This window comes from Hydrogenophaga laconesensis (assembly GCF_031457235.1).
Taxonomy (GTDB): Bacteria; Pseudomonadota; Gammaproteobacteria; order Burkholderiales; family Burkholderiaceae_C; genus Hydrogenophaga; species Hydrogenophaga laconesensis.
Genome location: NZ_JAVDWE010000012.1, coordinates 158,477 through 181,105 on the forward strand (window position 1 = coordinate 158,477; position 22,629 = coordinate 181,105).

The window sequence follows — 22,629 nt, forward strand, 5'->3', positions numbered from 1 at the left end:
CTGGAGCACCACCATGCGCGCCTACATCGCATTCACCGCACCATTGTTTGTTCTGCTCACTGCCTGCAGCTCGCCCCCCAAGCCGCCCTCCGTGGACGAATCGCAGAAACGACCAGTCAACTCGCAGACGGCCATCGAGCTGCAAGTCTGCAAGAACGACCTGCAGAACACCCGAATCCTGGCCACCGAATCCAGCCGCTTGGCAGAAACCACCGCCGCCACCCTGGCGCACATGGCCGCACGGCAGCAGCTGATGGCATCGATTCAGGAGAAATCGCTAGCCAATAGCGTACGCATCGTCCATTTCGGCTTCAACAGCACCCGGGTGACGATTCCTTCGGAAGAGGCAACGGCCTTGGTGGAAGAAGCCAAGTCCGCCCCGTTGGTGGTCCTCAGGGGTCGCACAGACGGCACCAGCGACTCCTCTGCCGAAAGCCGCATCGCGCAGGCCAGAGCCCATGCGGTCCGCGACTATCTGGTCGCGTCCGGGGTGGACCCCTCCCGGATTCGCGCCACGCACCAACCCAGCGGCGACCACCTGGCCGACAACCGCAGCGCGCGAGGCAGAAACCTCAACCGCCGCGTCGAGATTGAGATCTATCGGGTTCTCCCGTTGTCCCCTCAGGTGTCTGCGCCTCCGCATTCCTGACCCTGCCCTGTGCAACCACCGATCAAGGAGAAACCCATGGACGAGAAATCTGCGCCAGCCAAACCTGTGAGTCGATCCGCATCGGATGCCAATGCGACCTTGGGCGGCACGGTGGAACCCGCTGATCGGGCACGGATCGCCATCCGAACCTTCCAGACGCCAGAACCGGAGCCTGTTGAACGGTTTGAGCTGCGCGACCCTTTTGCCGACCTCACCTACCGCAGCGACCACTACCAGGACATGGTGGCCAAAGCCGACCAACTGGGCGCGAACCGCTTTGTCGTCCTTGATGCAAGGGGGCAGAAGTCCTTCGTTCACAAGCTGGATGGTCAGTGGCAACGCGTGCCAACACGGGACGCCCAACCAGAAACTGCCCGCCCAAAGGCAGACTCGAACGTCATCCCGCCTCCCGCCAAAGAAAAAAGCGCCGAAACGCCCGACCCCTCATCGCCGCAGACAACGGCCCGTATGGACGCTCAGGCCGAACGTGAAGCCCTCGTTGCCCAGCTGGAGGCGTCGCTGAATGATCGCTACATCATCAAGCGCGCGCCGGTCACCGTGGGTGACGTCAGTATCGGCTTCACGGAATACCGGTTCCGCGGTGACACCTCGCGCGTGGCCTTCACCGAATCCACCTTCCGGCTGGCCACCGACACCAACAGCCCCTCCATCGCCCGCTCCATGGTCGATGTGGCCGAGGCCCGCAACTGGCAATCCCTGCGAATCAGCGGCAGCGAAGACTTCAAACGGCTGGTGTGGCTGGAAGCCGCCGCACGCGGTGTGAAGACGCTCGGCTACGAACCCAACCCAGCCGACCTGGAACGCCTCAAGGTTGAGCGCGAAACGCGCCAGATCAACCGGATTGAACCCTCGCGCGACACCAGCTCAACCCAAGGCGCAGCCACCGTTGATAAGGCTTCAAGTCGTGGCAGTGGCGGGCGAAGAACCGTGCTGGCCGCCATCGAAGCCATCCTCGTGGCCAATCGCATCCCCGAGAAGCGGCGCGAAGCCATCATGGTGGCGGCTGCAGAAAAGCTGGCCCAGCGCATCCGAAACGGCCAGACACCCAAGGTCAAGCTCTACGACAAGGCGGCGCCATCGCAGCGAAGCGTCGCAGTGCCAACGCCCGAAAGGCAACGCTCGCGCGACCGGGCCATGCCTGCGCCCGCCCGTTGAGACTACCGCCGTGGAAGCGTCGGCCTATGGCGTTTCAGCGACTGGCACGGTCTACGTGATCGGGGGCCAGCGCTTCGAGGTCGCGTCCCGCGGGTTCGCAGAGGCCATCGCCAATGCTTACGCTGCCCGCCAGCGGCCACGTTGCCAGTGCGTTCCACATGGCGTCGAGATGTACGTAGCGCGCCTGGCGGGGCCTCACGGGGGCTACATCGTCAAACGCATGCCTGGCACTGGCTCTTGTCACGCCTACGATTGCCCATCGTACGAACCACTGGCCGATCTCTCAGGCCTCGGCCAGGTGCTGGGCACAGCAATCAGGGAAGACCCCGCCACTGGCCAGACCAGCTTGCGGCTGGGCTTTTCTTTGACCAAGTTGCCTGGCCGCTCACAGATGCCATCGGCAGGCGGCGAAAGTGAAAGTGTCTGCACCGACGGCACCAAGCTCTCCCTCCGTGGCCTGCTCCACTACCTGTGGGACCAGGCCGAACTGACGAAGTGGCATCCCGGATTCACGGGCAAGCGAACCTGGGGCACGGTGCGCAGGCAACTGCTGTCGGCATCTGAGGACAAGTTCGCGCGAGGCGACTCGCTGCGTTCTCGCCTGTACATCCCAGAGACGTTCTTCCTTGAACAGTGCGACGCGATCATCGCCAGGCGATCTGCGCAATGGTTGCAAGCCCTCTCAGCACCCAGCAAGCCGCAGAGCTTGATGCTGCTGATTGGAGAAGTCAAAGAAATCGCACCGGCTCGATATGGCTTCAAGGTTGTGGTGAAACATCTTCCGGACCAGGCCTTTTCAATCGATCAGCAGCTCTACCGACGACTTGGCAGGCGCTTCGAAACTGAACTTGCGCTATGGGGGAGCTGCGATCACATGCACATGGTGATCATCGCAACGTTCAGCGTTTCGGAATTGGGCATACCGAGCATAAGGGAGCTCTCGCCAATGCTTGTGTCACGACAGTGGCTACCCATCGAAGACATGTTGGACGGGCAATTGGTGGATCAATTGGTAATTCAGGGCCGAACCTTCATCAAATCGTTGCGATACAACCTTCCAAGGGCTCGTTTGGACGCCAACGCAATCCTTATGGACTGCGATGGCGCACCGTATCCGCTGCGCATCTCGCAGACGGCTGAGGATTCACCTCTCGAGTGTCCTACGACGGGCTCTGTCGTGACGCCGGAGCCTTTGCAGACATGGGTCTGGCTAGCTCACCAGGGACCGATGCCCTCCTTGCCAGCGAAAAACCTGTTTCGAGCAGACTCTGGGTTGAAGGTTGCCCGCCATCACCCATCTTGAGCTACGTGATGGGAGAAGCCAACCGCAGGGTGCGGACAAAGCCTCAAGAACTGCATCACACTGCAAATACTTCTCCCTCCTTCGTCAGCAGGACCAGAACGGCACCCCACTGCGGACCAATAGCGCACCCGGTTTGCGGCAGTCCTCTGATTTCTAGCAGCGCGCGGACTTTTTGGGTCTGTTTTTTAGCATATGCTATGGCATATGCCAGACAACACTCCGGGAAGTCAATCGTGATCGAACGGCACGCTTCATTGTTCCGCAACGGCCGCAACCAGGCCGTCCGCATTCCACGCGAGTTTGAGATGGAAGGCACCGAGGTGCTGATGCGAAAGGAAGGCGACCGCCTCATCCTGACTCCGATCCGCAAGAACCGCCTAGTGGACCTGCTGGCCTCGTGGACTCCGATGGAAAACGCTCTTCCCGAGGCAGAGGACCCACCTCCTCAGCAACGGGATGCACTGTAATGGCCATGTCTCTCCAAGCGTTGCCTTGCATGCTTGATACCAACGCGCTATCCGAGTTGATTAGTCACCCCAACGGCGCCCTCGCCCAACAGCTGAACGACCTTGACCCCGATGCCGTGTGCACCAGCATCGTGGCCGCCTGTGAGCTACGCTACTGCGCGCAACGCAAAGGTTCTGCGCTGCTCACGCAACGAGTGGAACTGCTGCTACAGACGATCAATGTGCTGCCACTGGACACGACCGCTGGCGAGCACTACGCCGACCTCCGCGCTACTTTGGAGCGCAACGGCACCTCCATTGGAAACTGCGACCTGTTTATTGCTGCGCATGCACGCTCGCGCGGAATGACGCTGCTCACGAGCAACCTGCGCGAATTCCAGCAGGTACCTGGCTTGACCGTAGAAGACTGGCCTTCGGGCGCCGTTTGATCTAGCGGGCTGAAGGGATAACAAGAAATGAAAGATGTCTTCGATTTCCGCAACCGACTCGTCGACGAGTACAGCACTTTCTCGCGCAGCTTTTCCCGCATCGCCGCCGCGGACCTGGCTTCGCGGGTAGAGGAGGAGTACGCCCGTGGCCGCTACTGGCCAGAGCCGCTCATTCAGATCAACCCGAACTACAAGCGCAGCGGTACCGTGCAAGAGCTGGTCACACAGGGCAGCCTGCACCCGGCCTGTACCGAACTATTCAAGACCGGCAAGGTAGAGGGCAATCCCTCCGACCTGCACCTGTACGTGCACCAGCTACAGGCCATCGCGAAGGCACACCAGCAGCAAAGCTACGTCGTAACCACCGGCACCGGGTCGGGCAAGTCGCTGTCGTTCTTCATCCCGGTCATCGATCGCATCCTCAAAGCCAAGCAGGCCGATCACACTCCACGCACGCGCGCCATCGTCATCTACCCGATGAACGCCTTGGCTAACAGCCAGCTGGAAGAACTCGACAAGTTCCTTCATGGCTATCCTGCGGGGCAAGAGCCGTTCAGCGTCAAGCGCTACACCGGCCAGGAGAGCAGCGACGAGCGCAAGGCGATCGCCGACAACCCGCCCGACATCCTGCTCACCAACTTCATGATGTTGGAGCTGATCCTCACGCGCTTCGAAGATATCGATCGCCGCGTTGTCGATCATTGCCGCGGGCTGGAGTTCCTGGTGTTGGACGAGCTCCACACCTACCGTGGCAGGCAGGGCGCGGATGTGGCCATGCTCGTGCGCCGTATCCGAGAACGTATGCAGGCCGAGCAGCTGGTGTGTATAGGCACATCGGCCACGATGTCATCGTCCGAGCGCGAAGACGATCGGAACAAGGCCGTCGCCGACGTCGCCAGCTTGCTCTTCGGCACGCCGCTCACCTCGCTCGATGTGATCGGCGAGACCCTTGAGCGGGTCACGAACCCCTCTCGTGACGTCGTCGCCGTCAAGCCCTTGCTCTTGGCTGCCCTGAAGAAAGCCGAACACTCGTGGCCCAGCTTCGACGCTTTCAAGGACGACCCCCTGGCGATTTGGGTCGAACTCAACCTGGGCATCGACCTCCCTAACGATCAACCGCCTCGCAGAGCGCGGCCGATCACGCTCAATGAGGCAGCCTCGCGTCTTGCCACTGATGCGGGGGGGTGTGACCTCGACGTCGCGAGAGAAGGTCTTCGCCGCTTCCTGGTTGCCGCCCACGACATGCGCACCCCGCAGGGCCGGGCACCCTTCGCGTTCAAGTTGCACCAGTTCATCAGCGGCCCTGGCAAAGTACTAGCCACGCTGGAGGCTCCGGGCCAGCGACACATCACGCTTGACGCACAGCGCTTCGCCCCGGGTCGGCAGGCAGAAGGCACCCGCCTCTACCCCGTACACTTCTGCCGCGACTGCGGACAGGAATACCACCCTGTGTGGCGCTCCGGCAAGGGGGCGCCGACCTTTGATCCCCGCGAGATCGACGACATCTCCGGCGAAGATGACGAGGATGCGAGCTACGGTTTCCTCTGCCCCGTCCGCCCTGACTTGACCTACAACAACTGGGAAGACCTGCCCGAGAGCTGGCTTGACCTGACCAAGGCCGAGCCCAAGGTCAAGCCCACCTACAAGCACGCCGTTCCGGAGTCGGTCAACGTCACTCCGCAAGGTGCCACGGGCCCCGGCAGGGCGTACTGGTTCATCCCGGGCAAGTACCGCTTCTGCCTAGGCTGCGGGGTCACACACGAGGCCTACGGCAAAGACATAAACCGCCTCGCCAGCCTGTCCGGCGAAGGGCGCTCATCGGCGACGACGATGCTGACCCTCAGCGCCGTGCGCCAGTTGTTCGAGCTGGGTGAGCCTTCCACCGATCAGCCAGACCCCCGCAAGCTGCTGGGCTTCACCGACAACCGGCAAGACGCCGCCCTGCAGGCTGGCCACTTCAACGACTTCATTTTTCTGCTCACCCTCCGCTCGGCACTCGTGGCCGCGCTTCAAAAGCAAGGCGGCGTGCTCGACGAAGAGCATCTAGCCGATGCCGTGTTCAAGGCACTCGGCTTCGACCGCACGGATACCGGCACACTCTCCGAGTACCTAAAGACACCCAAGCTCATGGGGTTGGCCCGTCAAGAGGCCCAGCGCACGCTGCGCTTTATCCTGGGCTACCGCCTGCTGCGAGACCTGCGCCGCGGCTGGCGCTTCAACAACCCGAACCTAGACCAGCTGAACCTGCTGGCCATCCAGTACCGAGGCCTCGACGAGTTCAGCGGCGAGGCAGCGCTCTTCGCCGCCAACCCCGTGCTGTCCGCCATGACGCCCGGCCAACGCACGGAGATGGCCATCAGCGTCTTCGATGCCATGCGGCGGGCGCTATGCCTGGAAACCCGCTACCTCGACGCCGTTGAGCAAGAGCGGGCCAAAGCCACCGCCTTCCAGTACCTCAGCGAGCGATGGACATTTGGTGACGAGAACCTCGAAACGTCGCGTTGGCTGATCCTCAGCAAGCGGCCCGACGACAAAAAGGGCAAACCCCGGACCGACTTGGTGCCCGGCGGCGCACGCTCGCGCCTCCTAAAGGAACTCAAGGCCCTACCCCTGTGGAAGTCACCCAACCTGCTGGGTAACGTCAAGGGCTGGAAAGACGCGCAGTGGCTGGAGCTGCTGCAACTGTTCCTGATCGGGGCCTCGCACTACGGCTACGCACAGCGGCATGAGGTCGAGCCAAACCTGATCGGCTGGCGCCTGAACGCCTCGGCGATGGACTGGGTGCTGGTCGACACGCCCGAGGTCGAGCAAGAAGGCAAGCACAACCGCTTCTTCCGGCAGCTCTACCTGTCGGTCGCCGCCACCCTCACCCAGCAGCAACACACGCTATTCGACTTTGAGGCCCAAGAGCACACGGCCCAGGTCGATGCTGGCCGGCGTCAGCTGCTTGAACAGCGCTTCCGCTACACCGAGAAGGACCGTAAAGACTGGCTGGAGAACCCTGCCCACGAGGCCCCGCTTGAACGGCTACCAGTGATGTTCTGCTCGCCCACGATGGAGTTGGGCGTCGATATCTCGTCCCTCAACACGGTCTACCTGCGCAATGTTCCCCCCACACCTGCCAACTACGCTCAGCGCAGTGGCCGTGCCGGCCGCTCGGGGCAGCAGGCACTGGTCATCACCTACTGCGCGGCCCTTAGCCCGCACGACCAGTGGTTCTTCCACCACGCCAACGAGATGGTCCACGGCGTGGTTCGCCCGCCCACGCTCGATCTGGCGAACCGCGATCTCATCGACAGCCATCTGCACGCCGTTTGGCTGGCGGCCGCTCAGATCCACTTGGACACGAGCATCTCGCCGCTGCTGGATCTGGAAAAGACAGACAAGCCGCTCATCCCTGCACTCCAATCGGCACTCGATGCGCCTGAAGTCACTCTCCGCGCAACCGAAAGCGGCGAACGCCTCATGCGGCAGGTTCGTCCGTTGCTGTCGTCCAGCACGTGGTTCACCGAAGACCACGTGGCCGCCACCATGCAACAGGCCAGCGCAGAGTTCAGCGCCGCTTTTGGCCGTTGGCGTGTGATGGTGGATGCGACCCGCAAGCAGATGGATATGGCCGACCAAGTGGTGAAGAGCTACACCACCACCCACCAGGAGAAGCAGAACGCGCAGCGCCGCTATGGCGATGCCGCCCGGCAGTACGCCGTGCTCCTAAAGTCGGGCAACACCCAGAATTCCGACTTCTACACGTACCGGTACCTGGCCAGCCAGGGCTTCTTGCCGGGCTACAACTTCCCACGCCTGCCGCTGATGGCCTGGATTCCCGCGCGGGGAGGAAGCCCGGTCAAGGGCAAGGACGACGAGGGAAGCATGGTCAGCCGCCCCCGGTTCCTCGCGCTCTCGGAATTCGGCCCCCGCAGCCTCATCTATCACCAGGGCCGTATGTACCGGGTGGTGAGAGCCAAGCTCAACGTCGGCTCGGCCGACCACGTGTCGGGCAACACCACGCTGGCCACAGTGTCCAGCAGGGTGTGCAGCCAGTGCGGCTACGCCCATATGGGTGGCGAAGACGGCTCCGAGCCTACCGAGAACCTGTGCGAGAACTGCGGGGCCCTGCTCACCGACCACGACTGGGTGCGCAACCTCTACCGCATCGAGACGGTTGAGACGGTGCCGGTGGAGCGCATCTCCATAAACGACGAAGACCGCCAGCGCCAAGGCTTCGAACTCCAGACCACCTACCGATTCTTGCCAGGCCCAGAGGGCCGGACTGCCCTGCAGACCTCGCTGGTGCTGGATGCTGCCGGCGATACTGAGCCCCCCCTCGCCAGCCTGAAGTACGCCCCAGCGGCACAAATCTGGCGCATCAATCGGGGCTGGCGTCGCCGTAAGAACAAAGAGCAGCTGGGCTTCTACATCAACCCCATCACCGGCCAATGGAGCCGGAAGGACGAACCAGGCGGCAACGACGACGCATCAGAGCCCGCGGAAGAGCTGCTCAACAAGGTTCCGAACCAGTCTATCGTCCCATTCGTTGAAGATCACCGCAACGTTCTGATCCTGGCCCCGGTCAAGCAGCTCGAAGCCCCGGCCATGGCTACGCTTCAGGCCGCTCTCAAGCGCGGCATTGAGCTGGTGTTCCAGATTGAAGAGTCCGAGCTCGTTGCTGAACCACTGCCCACCCAAGACGACCGCAAGGCCCTGCTGTTCTACGAAGCCGCAGAAGGTGGCGCCGGTGTGCTCACGCGCCTGGCCACTGAGCCCGATGCACTGGCACAGGTGGCCGCCCAGGCGCTGGAGCTGATGCACCACCGCAAGCCCAGCGGTGCATGGTCGGTGGCGGGCTTACCTGAGTTGGAGATCAAGCGCAAAGATGGCAGCAGCATCTGCGAAGCGGGCTGCTACCAGTGCCTGCTGTCCTACTTCAACCAGCCAGACCACGAGCACATCAACCGCCGCGACACCGGCGCCCTAGGCTTGCTCGTCGCCCTGGCCAACGCTCGGGTGGCACCACAGGTAACCGAGGCCGATGCCCCAGCAACGTCAACACAGACCAAGGCCACCGCTGGAGATGACAAACACGCCCAATGGCTGTTGGCCGTCCGGGCCGCAGGTTGCCGCGCCCCGGATGAGGGCCCACTGGCCGTCCTCGGCGGTCAGGCCCAGGTGGCAGCCCGCTACAAGGCGACCCGCACGCTCGTAGCCCTCGATCCCTTGCCGTCCGATGTGGTGTCGGAACTGGCCGATCTGGGCTGGACCGTACTGGACATGTCAGATCCTTCCTTGTGGGCGCAACAATTCGCCACCCACGCTGCCTTCTTCAACTGATTTCCGCTACGCAAGCTGATGACAACAACCGCCACCGAGTTCATGCCTGGCAACCTCGTACGGGCCCGTGGCCGCGAGTGGGTGGTCCAGTCCGACACCCGGCAGTCCGACGGCGCTTCCGCCCTACGCCTGCGGCCCCTGGGCGGCTCCGACGACGACGTGATCACGCTGCTGCCGGAGCTGGAAGAGTTCAGCCCCGTCGAACCGGCTACGTTCGAGAAGCCCAACCCGGCCCAGGCGGGCAACCACACCGCGGCACTGTTGCTGCGCGATGCCCTGCGCCTGAAGCTGCGCGCTGGTGCTGGCCCCTTCCGCAGCTTCGGCAACATCGCCGTGGAGCCGCGGGCGTATCAGCTGGTGCCCCTGCTCATGGCCTTGCGGCTACCCACCGTTCGGCTGCTGATCGGCGACGACGTCGGCATCGGCAAGACCATCGAAGCCTCGCTGATCGTGCGCGAGCTGATGGACCGCGGGGAGATCCAGCGTGTCGCCGTGCTCTGCCCGCCCCACCTGGTGGAGCAGTGGCAGGGCGAGCTGCAGCAGCGCTTTAACCTGCCCGCCGTGGCGCTGACGGCGGCCAGTGCCAGCCGGCTAGAGCGGCAACTGTCCCACGGCGTGGGCCTGTTCGACCACCACCCGGTGGTCGTGGTCAGCCTGGACTACATCAAGAGCGAGCGCCACCGCGAGCACTTCCTGTCCATCGCCCCCGAGTGCATCGTGGTGGATGAGGCCCACACCTGTTCGGCCAGCGGTGCCGGCAAGCAGCTGCGCTTTGAACTGCTGCAACGCCTGGCGGCCAATGCCGACCGCCACCTGCTACTGCTGACCGCCACGCCCCACTCAGGCGACGAGGTGGCGTTCTTCAACCTGCTCTCGCTGCTCAACCCCGCCTTTGCCGAGTTGCAGCACCGCACCTCAACGGCCGACCCGCTGCGCGAGCAACTGGCGCTGCACTTCGTGCAACGCCGGCGCAAAGACATCGTCGAATGGCAAACAGCCACCCAAGACGGCCACGGCTTCCCCCGGCGCATGAAGGCTGATGTCACATACCGCCTCAGCGGCGCCTGGGGCAGCTTCTTCGACGAGGTGCAGGCCTACTGCCGTGAGTTGGCTGAAAACGTCGAGCGCTCGGGCGACGCTGGCGGCGCACGGCTGATCTGGTATGCGACTTTGGCGTTGCTGCGCTGCGTGGCGTCATCGCCGGCCGCGGCCGCCAAAGCCCTCAACACGCGGCTCGAAGGACACCTGGGCCTGGGAGAAGACGGCGACGACGCCGAAGAAGACGCCGCTCTGGCCGACCTGCAAGACGGCACCGCTGAAGACCTGAGCAGCCTCGATCTGGAGCCTGCCGCCCAGCTGCAGGCCGAGACGGGTGCGCAACGGCTGCAGGCCCTCATCGCCACGGCCGAGCGCCTCAGCGGTGCGGCGGGCGACCCAAAGCTGGCCGCGCTGGTGGCCCACATCGCCGACCTCCTGAAGGAAGGCTACGCCCCAGTGGTGTTCTGCCGCTACGTTGCGACCGCCAACTACGTGGCCGCCGAGCTGCGCAAGCATTTCCCGAAGGCGATGGTCGATGCCGTGACGGGCGAACTGGTACCCGAAGAGCGCCGCGAACGCGTCGACCGCATGGGCGAGGCCGACAAGGAGACTGGCCGCGTGCTGGTTGCCACCGACTGCTTGTCGGAGGGTATCAACCTCCAGCACCTGTTCACCGCCGTCGTGCACTACGACCTTGCCTGGAACCCTACCCGTCACGAGCAGCGAGAAGGCCGTGTCGACCGCTACGGCCAGCGTGCCACTGAAGTGCGCTGCACCATGCTCTATGGGCAAGACAACCCCGTCGATGGCTTTGTGCTCAAGGTCATCCTGCGCAAGGGCGATGCCATCCAGAAAGAGCTGGGTGTGCTGGTGCCCATGCCCGAAGACCGCCCGCGCATCAACCAGGCCCTGGTCAAGGCAGCACTGATGAGGCGCAGCACCACCAGCCCGCAACAGGCCTTCGACTTTGGCGAGCCCGAACAACTGCTCGCGCCGTTGCAAACCCGCTGGCAAGACGCGCTGGACAAGGCCCGAAGCAACCGCACGGTGTTCGCCCAGCGGGCCATCCGGCCGGCCGAGGTCCTGCCCGAGTGGCAAAAGCAGCAAGAGGCGCTGGGCTCTCAGGCCGACGTGCAGCGCTTCCTGGTCAGCGCCTGCGCGCGCCTGAACGCCCCGCTGGAGGCTCACCGCGGCCAGCACAGGCTGCATCCCCAGCACCTGCCCGAACCGCTGCGCCTGCGTCTGGCCGACGAGGGTCTGGTGCCCGAAGGCAGCAACAAGCCACTGTTGCTGGACACCGCCGAGTTGCACCGAAGCCACCCGCTGGTGAGCGTGCTGGCCGAGTACCTGATCGAGACCTCGTTGCAGGGCGAAAGCGCCCTGGCCGCACGCTGCGCTGCCACCGTTACCGCCAGCGTGGACCGCGTCACCACCGTAGTGCTGCTGCGCCTGCGCCACCAGTTGGGCTACCAGCGCAAGCATCTGAGTTTTCAAATGATGGCTGAAGAGTGCGTCGCCCTGGCGATACGCGGCCGGAAGAACCCCGAGTGGCTGACTGGCCCCGAGGCTGCGCGTCTCCTGGAAAGCACCCCGGCCGGCAACCTGCCGCGCGAAGCTGCCGAACGAGAAGTGACCAAGGCACTCGAAGCGCTGCAGGCAGAGACCCCCCGGCTCAACGAGCTGGCCAACCAACGTGCCGCCGAATTGCTGCAAGACCACGAACGAGTGCGCAAGGCCACCGAGCGCCGCGGCGGCGGCCAACACCATGTGCAGCCCTGCCTGCCGGTGGACGTGGTGGGCGTGTACGTGCTGCTGCCCGATTCGGTATGACGCTGCAGCCAGACAACAAGAACATGAAGACTTCTCGAACCACCGGCCTGAACCTTCCGGCACTGCGCCTTGAAGGCAGCTTGTTCCTGCCCGATATCCTCGAAAAGGCAGCCCTGGGCCAGGGGCGCCTGCAGACCGAGGCAGACTACGGCCTGCCCAAGGGGCTGAAGCTGCGTGACGAGGCCAGCCGTGCCTTTCAGATTGCCAGTGCTCAGTGGCGGAGCTTCGCCGCCTTGCTGGAACGGTCTGACTTCAACCCGCAGCGCGCCAGCACGCAGTTCGTCAGCGAGCTGCTGCGCGATGCCCTGGCCTACCCGGCGGTCGCCGCCGTCAGCGGTGTGTCGATCGGCGACCGCACCTACCCCATCACCCACCTGGCACACCCTGCCCCGGCCGCGCATGCCGCTGGCGCCAAATCGGTGGCCATCGTCATAGCGCCGCACGACCAGGGTCTGGACGACCCCGACTCACGCTTTGCCGTGCAAGGCTCAGGTACCAAAAGGAAGTCGCCCTTCCTGCTGGCGCAGGAGTTCCTGAACGCCAGCCCCGACCATGAGTGGGCCCTGGTCAGTAACGGCCGCACGCTGCGCCTGCTGCGGGATGCCGCCACGCTCACCCGCCCCAGCTTTCTGGAAGTGGACCTACAGGACCTGCTGGCTGGCCAGCACTTCGTAGAGTTCGGCAGTGTGTGGCGCGTGCTGCATGCCAGCCGCGCAGGCCTGCTGGACGTATCGACCGATCCCGCGAACAAGGCCGCGCCGCCTGTGGTATGGGCAACATGGCAGCAGGCCGGGCAGGAGGAAGGCACGCGTGTGCGCCAGGGTTTGCGCCGGGGAGTGACCGAGGCGCTCGTCAGCCTGGGTCAGGGCTTTGTGCAGCACCCGGATAACGACGCCCTGCGCCAGAAGCTTCAAGCCGGCGACCTGAAGCCCGAGCAGTTCTTCGCTCAGTTGCTGAGGCTGGTCTACCGCTTCATCTTCCTCTTTACCACCGAAGAGCGTGGCTTGCTGCCCAACGCGGCTCGGCAGGGTGATGACGAGGCCACCGCGCAGGCGCGCCATGCCGCGGCGCAGCTCTACGCCGAAGGCTACGCCATGGCCCGTCTGCGCGGCCTGGCACTGCGCCGCCGCGCCTACACCCGCCACGACGACTTGTGGCAAGCCGTGCGCGTCGTGTTTCGCGGTCTGGGCCAAGGGCAGCCGCGCCTGGGCCTTCCGGCGCTCGGCGGCTTGTTCGCGGCCGGCCAATGCGAAGCGTTGGATTCGTCGGCACTGAGCAATGCCGATTTGCTCGCTGCAATGAAGAGCCTGCGCTGGGCGGCGGCAATCGGTGGATCGCTGGCACCCATCGACTACCGCAACATGGACACCGAGGAGCTCGGCAGCGTCTACGAGGGCCTGCTGGAGCTGCATCCCCGCATCGACGTTCTGGCTCGCCGCTTCGAACTACCCGAGGCCGCAGGCGGCAGCGACCGCAAGACCAGCGGCAGCTACTACACGCCCGACAGCCTGGTGCAGGAGCTGATCCGCAGCGCGCTGGACCCCGTCATCGAAGACCGCGTGGCCAAGAATCCGGCGCAGCCCGTGGAGGCGCTGCTGTCGATGCGCGTGGTGGACCCGGCTTGCGGCAGCGGTCACTTCCTGCTCGGCGCGGCCAGGCGCCTGGCGGAACGCGTCGCAAGCCTGCGCTCCGTGGATGGGGCCGTCAGCCCGCAGGCTTACCGGCATGCACTGCGCGAGGTGGTGTCCCGGTGCATCTTTGGCGTGGACCGAAACCCGATGGCCATTGAGTTGGCGCGCACGGCGCTGTGGATCGAAGGCTTCGAGGAAGGCCGCCCGCTCGGCTTTCTGGACCACCACCTGCAATGCGGCGATGCGCTGCTTGGCCTGACCGACCTGCATGCCTTGGAAAAGGGCATTGCCAAGGATGCGTTCAAGGCCCTGTCCGGTGACGACAAGGCCACCTGCCGAGAACTGGCCAAACGCAACAGCGCGGGCCTCAAGCAACTGGCCAAGGACCTGAAGGGACTGCAGCAGACCCTGGGCTTCAACCCGCAGCCTGCGGCGCTGGATGCCTTGCGCGCCATCGAGGCCATGCCAGCCGAGACGGCCACCGAGGTTGCTGCCAAGGAAGCAGCCTACCGCCAGATGATCAGCGATTCGATCAACAGCCCCTTGGCCCTGGCCGCCGACTTGGCCGTGGGAGCCTACCTGCTGCCCAAGACACCCGAGACGCTTGGTACCGTGCCTACCTCCGAGACTTTGCACGCCGTGCTCACCGCCAGCCACGGCGTGCATGGGCGCGACGGTGACCACGCTGCTGCCTGCGCTGCCGCCCGCACGGCTTGCGAGGAAGCACATGTCTTTCACTGGCCTCTGGCCTTTCCGCAGGTGTTTGCCCAGGGTGGCTTTGACTGTGTGCTGGGCAACCCACCGTGGGAGCGCATCAAGCTGCAGGAGGAAGAGTTCTTCGCCACGCGCCACGCGGCGATTGCCGAAGCCAAGAACAAAGCCGAGCGAGCGCAGCGCATCCAATGGCTGAGTGAAGGCATGCTGAGCCAGCACTTGTACCCGGCCGAAGCCTCAAACGCCTCGGAAGGCGTGCGCGACCAGGAACGGGCGCTGTACCAGCAGTTCATCACCGCCCGCCGTACTGCTGAAGCCTCCAGCGTATTCGCGCATGTGGATGGCGACAACGGCGGGCGATATCCTCTGACTGGCGTGGGCGACGTCAACACCTACGCGCTGTTTGCAGAGACCATCCTGCAGATACATGCGGACAGCGGGCGCGCGGGCTTCATCGTGCCCACGGGCATTGCGACCGACGACACCACAAAGGCCTACTTCGGGCAGTTGGCGCAAGCTTCTCGCCTGATCAGTCTCTATGGATTCTGGGAGATCCGTCGGCTGTTCCCTGGAACCGACAGCCGAGACTCGTTCTGCCTTCTGACGCTCGGCCGCGCAGACAAGGCCGAGTTCATCTTCCACGCGAAGGATCTGTCTGACTTGAGCGACCCGCGTCGTAAGTTCACTCTCACGCCCGACGAGTTCAAGCTCCTCAACCCCAACACCCTGACCTGCCCCATCTTCCGCAGCCAGCGCGACGCCGAACTGACGAAGAAGCTCTATCGCGCGGCGCCAGTGCTCATCCGAGATGGCGCAGGGCATGAGGGAAACCCCTGGAACATTTCGTTCTCGACGATGTTCCACATGTCAAACGACAGCCACCACTTCCAGAACGCTCCGGCAGCGGATCGGCTGCCGCTTTACGAGGCCAAGCTCATCCACCACTTCGACCACCGCTGGGCCACCTACAAGCCCGATGGTGAAACCCGCGACTTCTTGCCAGAAGAGAAGCGCGACCCCACAGTCACCATCACGCCTCGCTACTGGGTACAGCAACGCGAGGTGTGGCTAAAGGTGTCCGCCCTACCCGAAGGCCTGCGCAAGGCGTTGGAGATACGCGACGCCTCCGCGATCGAGCTGTGCGTCACTCAGCTGCTCTTCGGCTGGTGGCTGGCCGACAACCCCGAGTTGCCGGTATACCCAGCGTGGCAGCTGTTCGTGAAGCAACACCCCTATGCCGCCACGGTGGCGCCAACCTCACTGGGCCTCTGTGGCGACAACCCACCCAGCATCAAGCCGCTGAACGACAACTATTTGCCGGCCGAAGGCAGCTTCGAAGTCTTCATGTCCAACGAGCGCAGCAGTACCGCCTGGTACGCCGTGGACCCATTGGGGTGGGAACGGGTGCTGGAATTCACGGCCAAGCATCGAAACAACCTAAGTGCGCCGAAGGGGGCACTAGCCGAAAAATCGGAAGTACTGTCGCTAGCCGAGCTTTGGCTCCAAGAGTCATGCCCAAAGTGGCTTGTTGGGTGGCGTGAGATCGCTAGGGCTACTGATGTCCGCAGCTTGATCGCGAGCGTCTTGCCGCTCGCTGGAGTCGGCAACAAGTTCCTTCTGATGTGGCCGCGAGTGACACCGCGACTAATTGCCGCACTTCTGGGTAACTTGAACTCGTTGGTATGTGACTATGTGGTTCGCCAAAAGATGGGCGGCTCAGCACTGAACTATTTCACGATGAAGCAAGTCGCGGTGCTACCGCCTGAACGGTTTAGCGATGACGTGCTCGACCGAATCGTGCCGCGCATTGTCGAGCTCGTTTACACCTCCGACGATGTTGCGCCTTGGGCAAGGAGTCTGGGTTATGACGGCCCTCCGTTTTTCTTCGACTCCAAACGACGCGCTGAACTACGCGCTGAGCTCGACGCCCTTTACGCCCATTTGTATGGTCTGAGCCGCGACGAGCTGCGATACATCCTCGACCCCGCTGACGTCGAGGGCCCAGACTACCCGACAGAGACCTTTCGGGTGTTGAAGGCTAGCGACGAACGGGAGTTCAACGAGTACCGCACTCGAAGACTCGTTCTCGAAGCCTGGGACAAGCTGAAGTCTGGAGCGCTGCACTGATGCTCACCCACCTCAAGCTCGAAAACTTCAAGATCTGGCGCAGCACCGGTCCTGTTCGGCTGGCGCCGCTGACGTTGTTGCTCGGCACCAACTCGTCAGGCAAGTCCAGCCTGATCCAGAGCCTGCTGCTGATCCGCCAGACGGTGAAGGGCGACGACACAGGGCTGGACTTGAACCTGGGCAACCCCGACGCCGACGACACCGTAACGATGGGCCAGTTCCGTGACTTGCTGTGCCGACACGGCGCTGCGACCGAGAGCACACCGGCCAACCAGGTGGGCATCGAGTTTCGCTGGGTGGCCCACGGCGCTCCGGCGCTGGACTCGGCCTTGTTCTCGGCACGCTATGGCGCCGGCCCGTCGGGCAGCGCCGAACTGCGCTACCTGCGATTGGGCAAGGACGGCGAGGGTTTCACGGCGCTGCGCCAGAAGCCCGGCATCTACCGATTGCTGCTGGCCAACCAGAAGCTGCCCGTTCGCCAGAGCGCCGACTACCGGCCGGAGCGCTCGTTCGCCTTCTCCGCGGCCACGCTCAACAAACTCGGCCCGCTTGCCGATGGCATACGTCCGGTAGGTCCGGCTCTGCTGGACGAGCTGAGCCGCATCATCTATCTCGGCCCGGTGCGCCAGCTGGCCCGCCGAGACTACGTGTGGAGCGGCCGCATGCCAGCGCACATCGGTGACGACGGTGGTCGCGCGGTGGATGTACTAATTGCCAGCGGTGTGGCCCAGCAGATAGGGCGCAGCAGAGATCGTTCGGACGATGCCGGCCGCATCTTCAGAGAAACCGAACATTGGCTGAGCGAGCTGGACCTGGCCGAGGGCCTGCAGGTGCGCGCCCTAGGCCGCTCAGCTCGATACGAACTGCTCATCAAACACCGCGGCGCGGTAGTGAACCTCAAGGACGTGGGCGTCGGCGTTTCCCAGGTCATCCCTGTAGTGGTGGCTGCCCTTTTCGCTAAGCCGGGCCACATCGTCATCGTCGAAGAGCCCGAAAGTCACCTGCACCCCCTGGCACAGGCCAAGCTGGCGGAGCTGCTGGCCAGCGTCAGTGCAGAGCGCGGGGTGCAGTTCATCGTGGAGACGCACTCTGAGCACCTCTTCCGCCGGCTGCAGACCCTGATCGCCCGTCAGGAGGTGCAGCCCAGCCAGGCGGCCATGTACTTCGTGGAACGCGAACAACTGGCCGCCAAAATGAGGGAACTCAGGGTGGACGATCTCGGTCGCGTGGCGAACTGGCCACCAAAATTCTTCGGTGATTCACTGAGCGAGACCCGCGAACAGACGGCGCTGGCGATTCAGCGCGCCAAGGAACTTCGGGCAACAGGCGACCATGGTTCTGATTGACACCAACGTGATGATGGCGGCTAGCGCCGTGCGTGAGCTGTCCAACGTTGCGACACGAGCTATGCCGCGCGAAGTAGAACTGCGCGAGCTAGTGTTCGAGTGGCTGGCGGCCTTCGACCTGTCCGACAACCGCCTGGTGTTGGACGACGCAGGCCTGATACAGGACGAGTACGACCGGAACTTGCCATACAACTGGCAAGAGCAGGAGTACGGACTGCAGGTGCTACAGAGCAAACTCGACCGGACGCAGGTCGAGTTCGTTCCGATCGACACGCTGGAGGCCAACGGCGAGCATATCGCCGTACTCGAGCCGCAACACGAGCCTCTGGTCACAGATCGAGAAGACCGGAAGTGGGTAGCGTGCGCACTGGCCGCCGACGCACTACATGGCGTGGTGCCACCCATTGTTTATGGCGCAGAGTCCGACTGGTATGCAGCCGAAGCGCAGTTGAAGGCTATCGGACTGTGCTTCGTTCGCTTGCTGCCGGACGATTGGTATCAGGCGAAACTCGCAGGACCATGAGCGACGGATTCTTCCGCTTTCCGCATACACCCCATCTGGCATGGCTGGGCCGAGCTGAGCCGCGTGACGACAAGGTGCTGTCCGTTGACGAAGCCTTGGCCATGCTGTCTGCAGACGTGGTGCTGGAGGAGAAGCTTGACGGCGCGAACCTCGGCTTCTCGCTCAGCGCTGACGGCGAGCTGCGCGTGCAGAACCGCGGCCAGTACATTGTCGAACCGCATGGCGGGCAGTTCACACGGCTGCCCCAATGGCTGGCTATACACAGCAGCAGCATGGGCGACGCTCTACTAGAGCACGCGGATCGAGGACTGATGCTCTTCGGCGAATGGTGCGCGGCACGCCACTCCCTGGAGTACACCCGGCTGCCCGACTGGTTCTTGCTGTTCGACGTGTTCGAAACCGCGACCAATCGCTTCTGGAGCAGCACGCGCCGCGATGCGCTCGCCCTGCAGCTTGGCCTGGCCACCACACCGCGGCTGGCGAGCGGGCGATTCAAGCTGGCCGAACTCACGGCCAAGGTGGACAGTTGGCCCAGCCGATTTCGCGACGGGCCTCTTGAAGGCATTGTCGTGCGACGCGAGTCGGTACAGTGGTGCGAAAGCAGGGCTAAGTTGGTCCGAGCTGACTTCACACAAGCCATCGGCGAACACTGGCGCAACCGCCGCCTGGAGTGGAACCGTCTGGCCGCCCCGTGGCCTGAAAACACAGCGACTACCAAAGCGCCATGAACCTGCTGCAGCGTGCATTGATCGAGAAGGCCGGGCACGACAACGGCTTCGAGCATGTGCTACCGACATCGGCCGATGGCTGGCTGGCACTGGGGTCGGCCCGACACCCGGCGGAGGTCGAAGTGCAATCCAACAGCGGTGGTTTTGCTGCTGTTCTCTGCCGCTGCCAGCCCAGCCTGCCGGGCGAACTTGCGCGCAGTTTTCCCGAGACCATGCAAGCCGGTGGGTCCACGGAAGCTCACTTCGTCTTACCTACCGAAGCCACCCTTGCCCGCTGGCTTCGCCGCACCGCTGCGCTGGCCCAGGCCCTACCCGACCAGGCGATGACGTCCTTTGACGCCCAGGTGCAGGCGGCACTGGCCGAGCTGGACCCTGCGGCCGCAAAGAGCACGGAAGTGCAGCGTCTGGTACGCCAGCGCGTGGGCCAGCAGGCATTTCGCCAAGCAATGCTGGACTACTGGGGCGGCGCCTGTGCCGTCACAGGCATCTCGGTACCGCAGGCGCTGCGCGCGAGTCACGCCAAGGCGTGGGCATTGTGTGACACGGACGCCGAGCGTCTGGACGTCTACAACGGTTTCTTGCTCAGCGCGAATCTGGATGCCTTGTTCGACGCCTACTTGGTGACATTTGACGGCACGGGCTCACTCCAAGTTTCCGCGGCGGTGTCCGACACCGAGCGCGCTCGGCTGGGTCTGACTCATGGGCTGAAGCTTCGATGGCTGGACGCAAGACATCAGCACTACCTGCAATTCCACCGTTTGAAGTGCACTTGGCTTTCGGGGTAGCAAACCAAGTCACAAGAGTTCGCAATATCGACAACGAGGAGGGAGAACCGAATGCAGCCGACAAAAACATCACCGTTGAGCATGTTCAGCCAGCCCATGCAGTACTTGGTGCCGATCTTCCAGCGAGGCTATGTCTGGACAATCGAACGGCAGATTCAGCTGCTCTGGGCAGACATCGTCGAACGGGCCAAGGAGTTGGAGCGCTACCAGATAGTTCAGCGCGCCGCGCAGGAGCAGGGTTCGCCGCATCTCGCTCGTCCGCCACGCCGCCACTTTCTGGGCACGGTAATCATCACAGAGCACCGTGCGGGCATGCCCGGCGAGCCGATCACGGCCGAAGTCATTGATGGGCAGCAGCGGATGACGACTACGCAGCTGTTGGCGCTGGCGTTTCGCGATGCGGTGGCCAGCGTCGAAGACGAGTTCTACCGCAAGTGTGTCGACGGCTACACCTGGAATGCCGCCGTGTACCGAGAGAAACACGCGCACTTCAAGGTTTGGCCAACAAACGCAGGCCGGCAAGAGATGACTGACCTTGTCGAAAGCCGCTCTTTGGATGAAGTATGCAAACACTACCCCGTGGTCACTATCGGGAGTGGCAAGTCGAAAAAGCGCATTGCGCGACCACTTCTGGTGGAGGCCTACCTGTACTTCTACGGCGTTATTGGCCTGTTCCTGCGTGGCGTGGACTTCGATGAAGTCGTTCCCCCAGCGCCCGGTAGCCTAGAGGCACTGGTGGATGACGCTCTGGCCGAGTCGGGCCATCAGATAGACCGAACCTTGGCTGCGCAATGGACTCACTCCATCCGGCATGAGACCCTCCCGCGGCTGCCGCAGCACGACCTACCGATTCAGCAACCGAAGATCGACTTGTTGCTAGCCACACTGAACGAGTACATCCAACTGATCGAGCTGCGCCTGGGTGCTGACGATGACGCGCAGGTGATTTTCGAGTCCCTGAACGACCGCGGTGAGCGCCTCACGCCAGCAGACTTGGTTCGCAACTTCGTATTTCTGGAGGCTACGCGTATCAACGCGTCGGCTGGAAAACTCTACGAAACGCACTGGCGTGACTTCGACGAGTCACCGGCTGAGAAGGGTGCGGTCAGCAAGAGCAAGCTGTTCTGGAAGGTTGAGGAGCGCCAAGGCCGATTGACAAACACCCGGCTGGACACGTTGCTGTACCACTACGTGTCAATGCGGACGATGAACGACGTGAAGCTGGATCACGTGTTTGAGGAGTTCAAGCAGTGGTGGCTGACGGGCAAGAAGGATGTGGACCAGGAACTGGCTCGGCTGAAGCGTGCCGCCACATTGTTCCGCGCAATGGTTCTTCCCGACAGAAGCACGCGTCTCGGGGGCTTCGCCCATAACCTGCGGGTGCTGGATAGCTCTACCGTGACGCCGGTGGTACTGTTTCTGGGCGAGCGCCTGGGCACTGACAGCGCCGATTTCTTGGATTGCCTCAGCGTGCTGGAGTCTTACCTTGTCAGGCGGGCCGTCTGCACCCGTACGACGAAGGCGTACAACCGCGTATTCCCCGGGCTGCTGAAGCGGTTAAGTGAAGCGCAGACACCCACGGCCGAGTTGGTCGCTGATCACCTGAAGAGTCTGGCCGGCGGCGAGACGCAGGACTGGCCCGATGACGCCACATTCCGGAAGGCTTGGCTAGAGCTGAACACCTACAAGGCGCTTCGCTCAGCCAAGACCAAGATGCTACTGGAGGCTCTTGAATTGGGCTGCCGCAATGAGGTGCATCACGAATCGGCGCAGTTGCCCTCGATCGCTTTGCATGTCGAGCACGTGATGCCAGTTGCCTGGGAAGAAAACTGGCCCGCACTTGATGATGAAACCGCAGTGATGGTTCGCAATCACTTGCTACACAACATCGGCAACCTCACGCTGCTGACGGCCAAGCTCAATCCCTCGCTGAGCAACTCTGCATTCGCCATCAAGCGCCCTGAGATCACCAAGAGCCTGTTGGCACTGAATGCCCACTTCCAGGACGCGGCGCTTGCTGGCCCTGATGCAACTTGGGATGAGAAATGCATTCAGGCTCGGTCTCAAAAACTATTCGCCGTCGCAGTCAAGATCTGGCCCTTCGGATTGCCTGATTCGACAGCCAGCTAGCCCACGGGCTCCGATCTCCATTCACAGTAGAGGTGTAGTGAAGACTGGGCCTAGTCTCAATGCGAAGCGTGCCCTGACAGATGCACCATCTTGCACAGACCGAATGCATGCGGAGCTCACATTCAATGACCGGGTAATCAAACTGAGTTGGGATCAACGACGCGGGGAGAGCAAGTCCTTTGCTTGAGACATGTGTCGGGTGTCCAAGGCCTCGAGACTTCGTCCCCGGCCAGTACGAGTCATTGCCTCTCTGACAAATCGTGCGATCGATCTGGCAAGAAATTGGTCGGCCGCGCTCTCCGACTTTGACAGAGCCTTTCCCATCTCCACCTGGGTATTTCGGACCAACGTGACCGCTGGTTTCGGTATCGTGACCGAGGATTTCGGCCCATCGTGACCGACTCCGTTGTCGGTTCATCGTGACCG

At 63.2% G+C, this 22,629-nt stretch carries 13 protein-coding genes; all 13 read left to right on the top strand.

The features are described from left to right. Positions 1 to 13 precede the first annotated feature (13 nt). The 13 genes from J2X09_RS19735 to J2X09_RS19795 all read left to right on the top strand — a co-directional run bounded on the left by J2X09_RS19735 (position 14) and on the right by J2X09_RS19795 (position 22,203). The gene (locus J2X09_RS19735) at positions 14 to 649 is read left to right on the top strand and encodes an OmpA family protein (protein WP_204734971.1); all 636 of its coding nucleotides are present in this window, start codon (positions 14 to 16) and stop codon (positions 647 to 649) included. 36 nt (positions 650 to 685) lie between these two features. Beyond that, entirely contained in the window at positions 686 to 1,825 is a 1,140-nt protein-coding gene (locus J2X09_RS19740) for an LPD7 domain-containing protein (RefSeq protein ID WP_204734972.1), read from the top strand. 10 nt (positions 1,826 to 1,835) lie between these two features. Continuing rightward, positions 1,836 to 3,128 (top strand): DUF1173 domain-containing protein, encoded by a 1,293-nt coding sequence (locus J2X09_RS19745; RefSeq protein ID WP_204734973.1) that lies wholly within the window; start codon positions 1,836 to 1,838, stop codon positions 3,126 to 3,128. Positions 3,129 to 3,361: 233 nt separating this feature from the next. Continuing rightward, positions 3,362 to 3,595 carry an antitoxin gene (locus J2X09_RS19750; protein ID WP_310309096.1) on the top strand — a complete coding sequence of 78 codons (234 nt, stop codon included), beginning with the start codon at positions 3,362 to 3,364 and terminating at the stop codon, positions 3,593 to 3,595. A gap of 29 nt (positions 3,596 to 3,624) precedes the next feature. Beyond that, a complete protein-coding gene (locus J2X09_RS19755; protein WP_310309099.1) occupies positions 3,625 to 4,023 on the top strand; it encodes a type II toxin-antitoxin system VapC family toxin in 399 nt (132 codons plus the stop codon). 27 nt (positions 4,024 to 4,050) lie between these two features. After that, positions 4,051 to 9,351, top strand: a complete 5,301-nt coding sequence (locus tag J2X09_RS19760) for a DEAD/DEAH box helicase family protein (RefSeq protein WP_204734975.1) — start codon at positions 4,051 to 4,053, stop codon at positions 9,349 to 9,351. Positions 9,352 to 9,369: 18 nt separating this feature from the next. Continuing rightward, complete coding sequence (locus tag J2X09_RS19765; RefSeq protein ID WP_204734976.1) at positions 9,370 to 12,219, top strand: DUF8741 domain-containing protein; 2,850 nt, start codon at positions 9,370 to 9,372, stop codon at positions 12,217 to 12,219. Continuing rightward, positions 12,216 to 16,691, top strand: coding sequence for an Eco57I restriction-modification methylase domain-containing protein (locus J2X09_RS19770; RefSeq protein WP_310309102.1), 4,476 nt, complete (start codon positions 12,216 to 12,218; stop codon positions 16,689 to 16,691). Before J2X09_RS19765 ends, J2X09_RS19770 begins: the two co-directional genes overlap by 4 nt. After that, positions 16,691 to 18,037: an AAA family ATPase gene (locus J2X09_RS19775; RefSeq protein ID WP_204734977.1), complete on the top strand. Its 1,347-nt coding sequence runs from the start codon at positions 16,691 to 16,693 to the stop codon at positions 18,035 to 18,037. Before J2X09_RS19770 ends, J2X09_RS19775 begins: the two co-directional genes overlap by 1 nt. Beyond that, a complete protein-coding gene (locus J2X09_RS19780; protein ID WP_204734978.1) occupies positions 18,024 to 18,560 on the top strand; it encodes a hypothetical protein in 537 nt (178 codons plus the stop codon). Before J2X09_RS19775 ends, J2X09_RS19780 begins: the two co-directional genes overlap by 14 nt. Then, positions 18,557 to 19,288, top strand: coding sequence for an RNA ligase family protein (locus tag J2X09_RS19785; RefSeq protein ID WP_204734979.1), 732 nt, complete (start codon positions 18,557 to 18,559; stop codon positions 19,286 to 19,288). The genes J2X09_RS19780 and J2X09_RS19785 overlap by 4 nt, the downstream gene beginning before the upstream one ends. Continuing rightward, positions 19,285 to 20,073, top strand: coding sequence for an HNH endonuclease (locus tag J2X09_RS19790; RefSeq protein ID WP_204734980.1), 789 nt, complete (start codon positions 19,285 to 19,287; stop codon positions 20,071 to 20,073). Before J2X09_RS19785 ends, J2X09_RS19790 begins: the two co-directional genes overlap by 4 nt. A gap of 51 nt (positions 20,074 to 20,124) precedes the next feature. Further along, complete coding sequence (locus J2X09_RS19795; RefSeq protein ID WP_204734981.1) at positions 20,125 to 22,203, top strand: DUF262 domain-containing protein; 2,079 nt, start codon at positions 20,125 to 20,127, stop codon at positions 22,201 to 22,203. Positions 22,204 to 22,629 lie beyond the last annotated feature (426 nt).

Bases quoted from the DNA above. Each gene is read 5' to 3' on its own strand.
- J2X09_RS19735 (WP_204734971.1), top strand. From the start codon at position 14: ATGCGCGCCTACATCGCATTCACCGCACCATTGTTTGTTCTGCTCACT.
- J2X09_RS19740 (WP_204734972.1), top strand. From the start codon at position 686: ATGGACGAGAAATCTGCGCCAGCCAAACCTGTGAGTCGATCCGCATCG.
- J2X09_RS19755 (WP_310309099.1), top strand. From the start codon at position 3,625: ATGCTTGATACCAACGCGCTATCCGAGTTGATTAGTCACCCCAACGGC.
- J2X09_RS19760 (WP_204734975.1), top strand. From the start codon at position 4,051: ATGAAAGATGTCTTCGATTTCCGCAACCGACTCGTCGACGAGTACAGC.
- J2X09_RS19765 (WP_204734976.1), top strand. From the start codon at position 9,370: ATGACAACAACCGCCACCGAGTTCATGCCTGGCAACCTCGTACGGGCC.
- J2X09_RS19770 (WP_310309102.1), top strand. From the start codon at position 12,216: ATGACGCTGCAGCCAGACAACAAGAACATGAAGACTTCTCGAACCACC.
- J2X09_RS19775 (WP_204734977.1), top strand. From the start codon at position 16,691: ATGCTCACCCACCTCAAGCTCGAAAACTTCAAGATCTGGCGCAGCACC.
- J2X09_RS19780 (WP_204734978.1), top strand. From the start codon at position 18,024: ATGGTTCTGATTGACACCAACGTGATGATGGCGGCTAGCGCCGTGCGT.
- J2X09_RS19785 (WP_204734979.1), top strand. From the start codon at position 18,557: ATGAGCGACGGATTCTTCCGCTTTCCGCATACACCCCATCTGGCATGG.
- J2X09_RS19790 (WP_204734980.1), top strand. From the start codon at position 19,285: ATGAACCTGCTGCAGCGTGCATTGATCGAGAAGGCCGGGCACGACAAC.
- J2X09_RS19795 (WP_204734981.1), top strand. From the start codon at position 20,125: ATGCAGCCGACAAAAACATCACCGTTGAGCATGTTCAGCCAGCCCATG.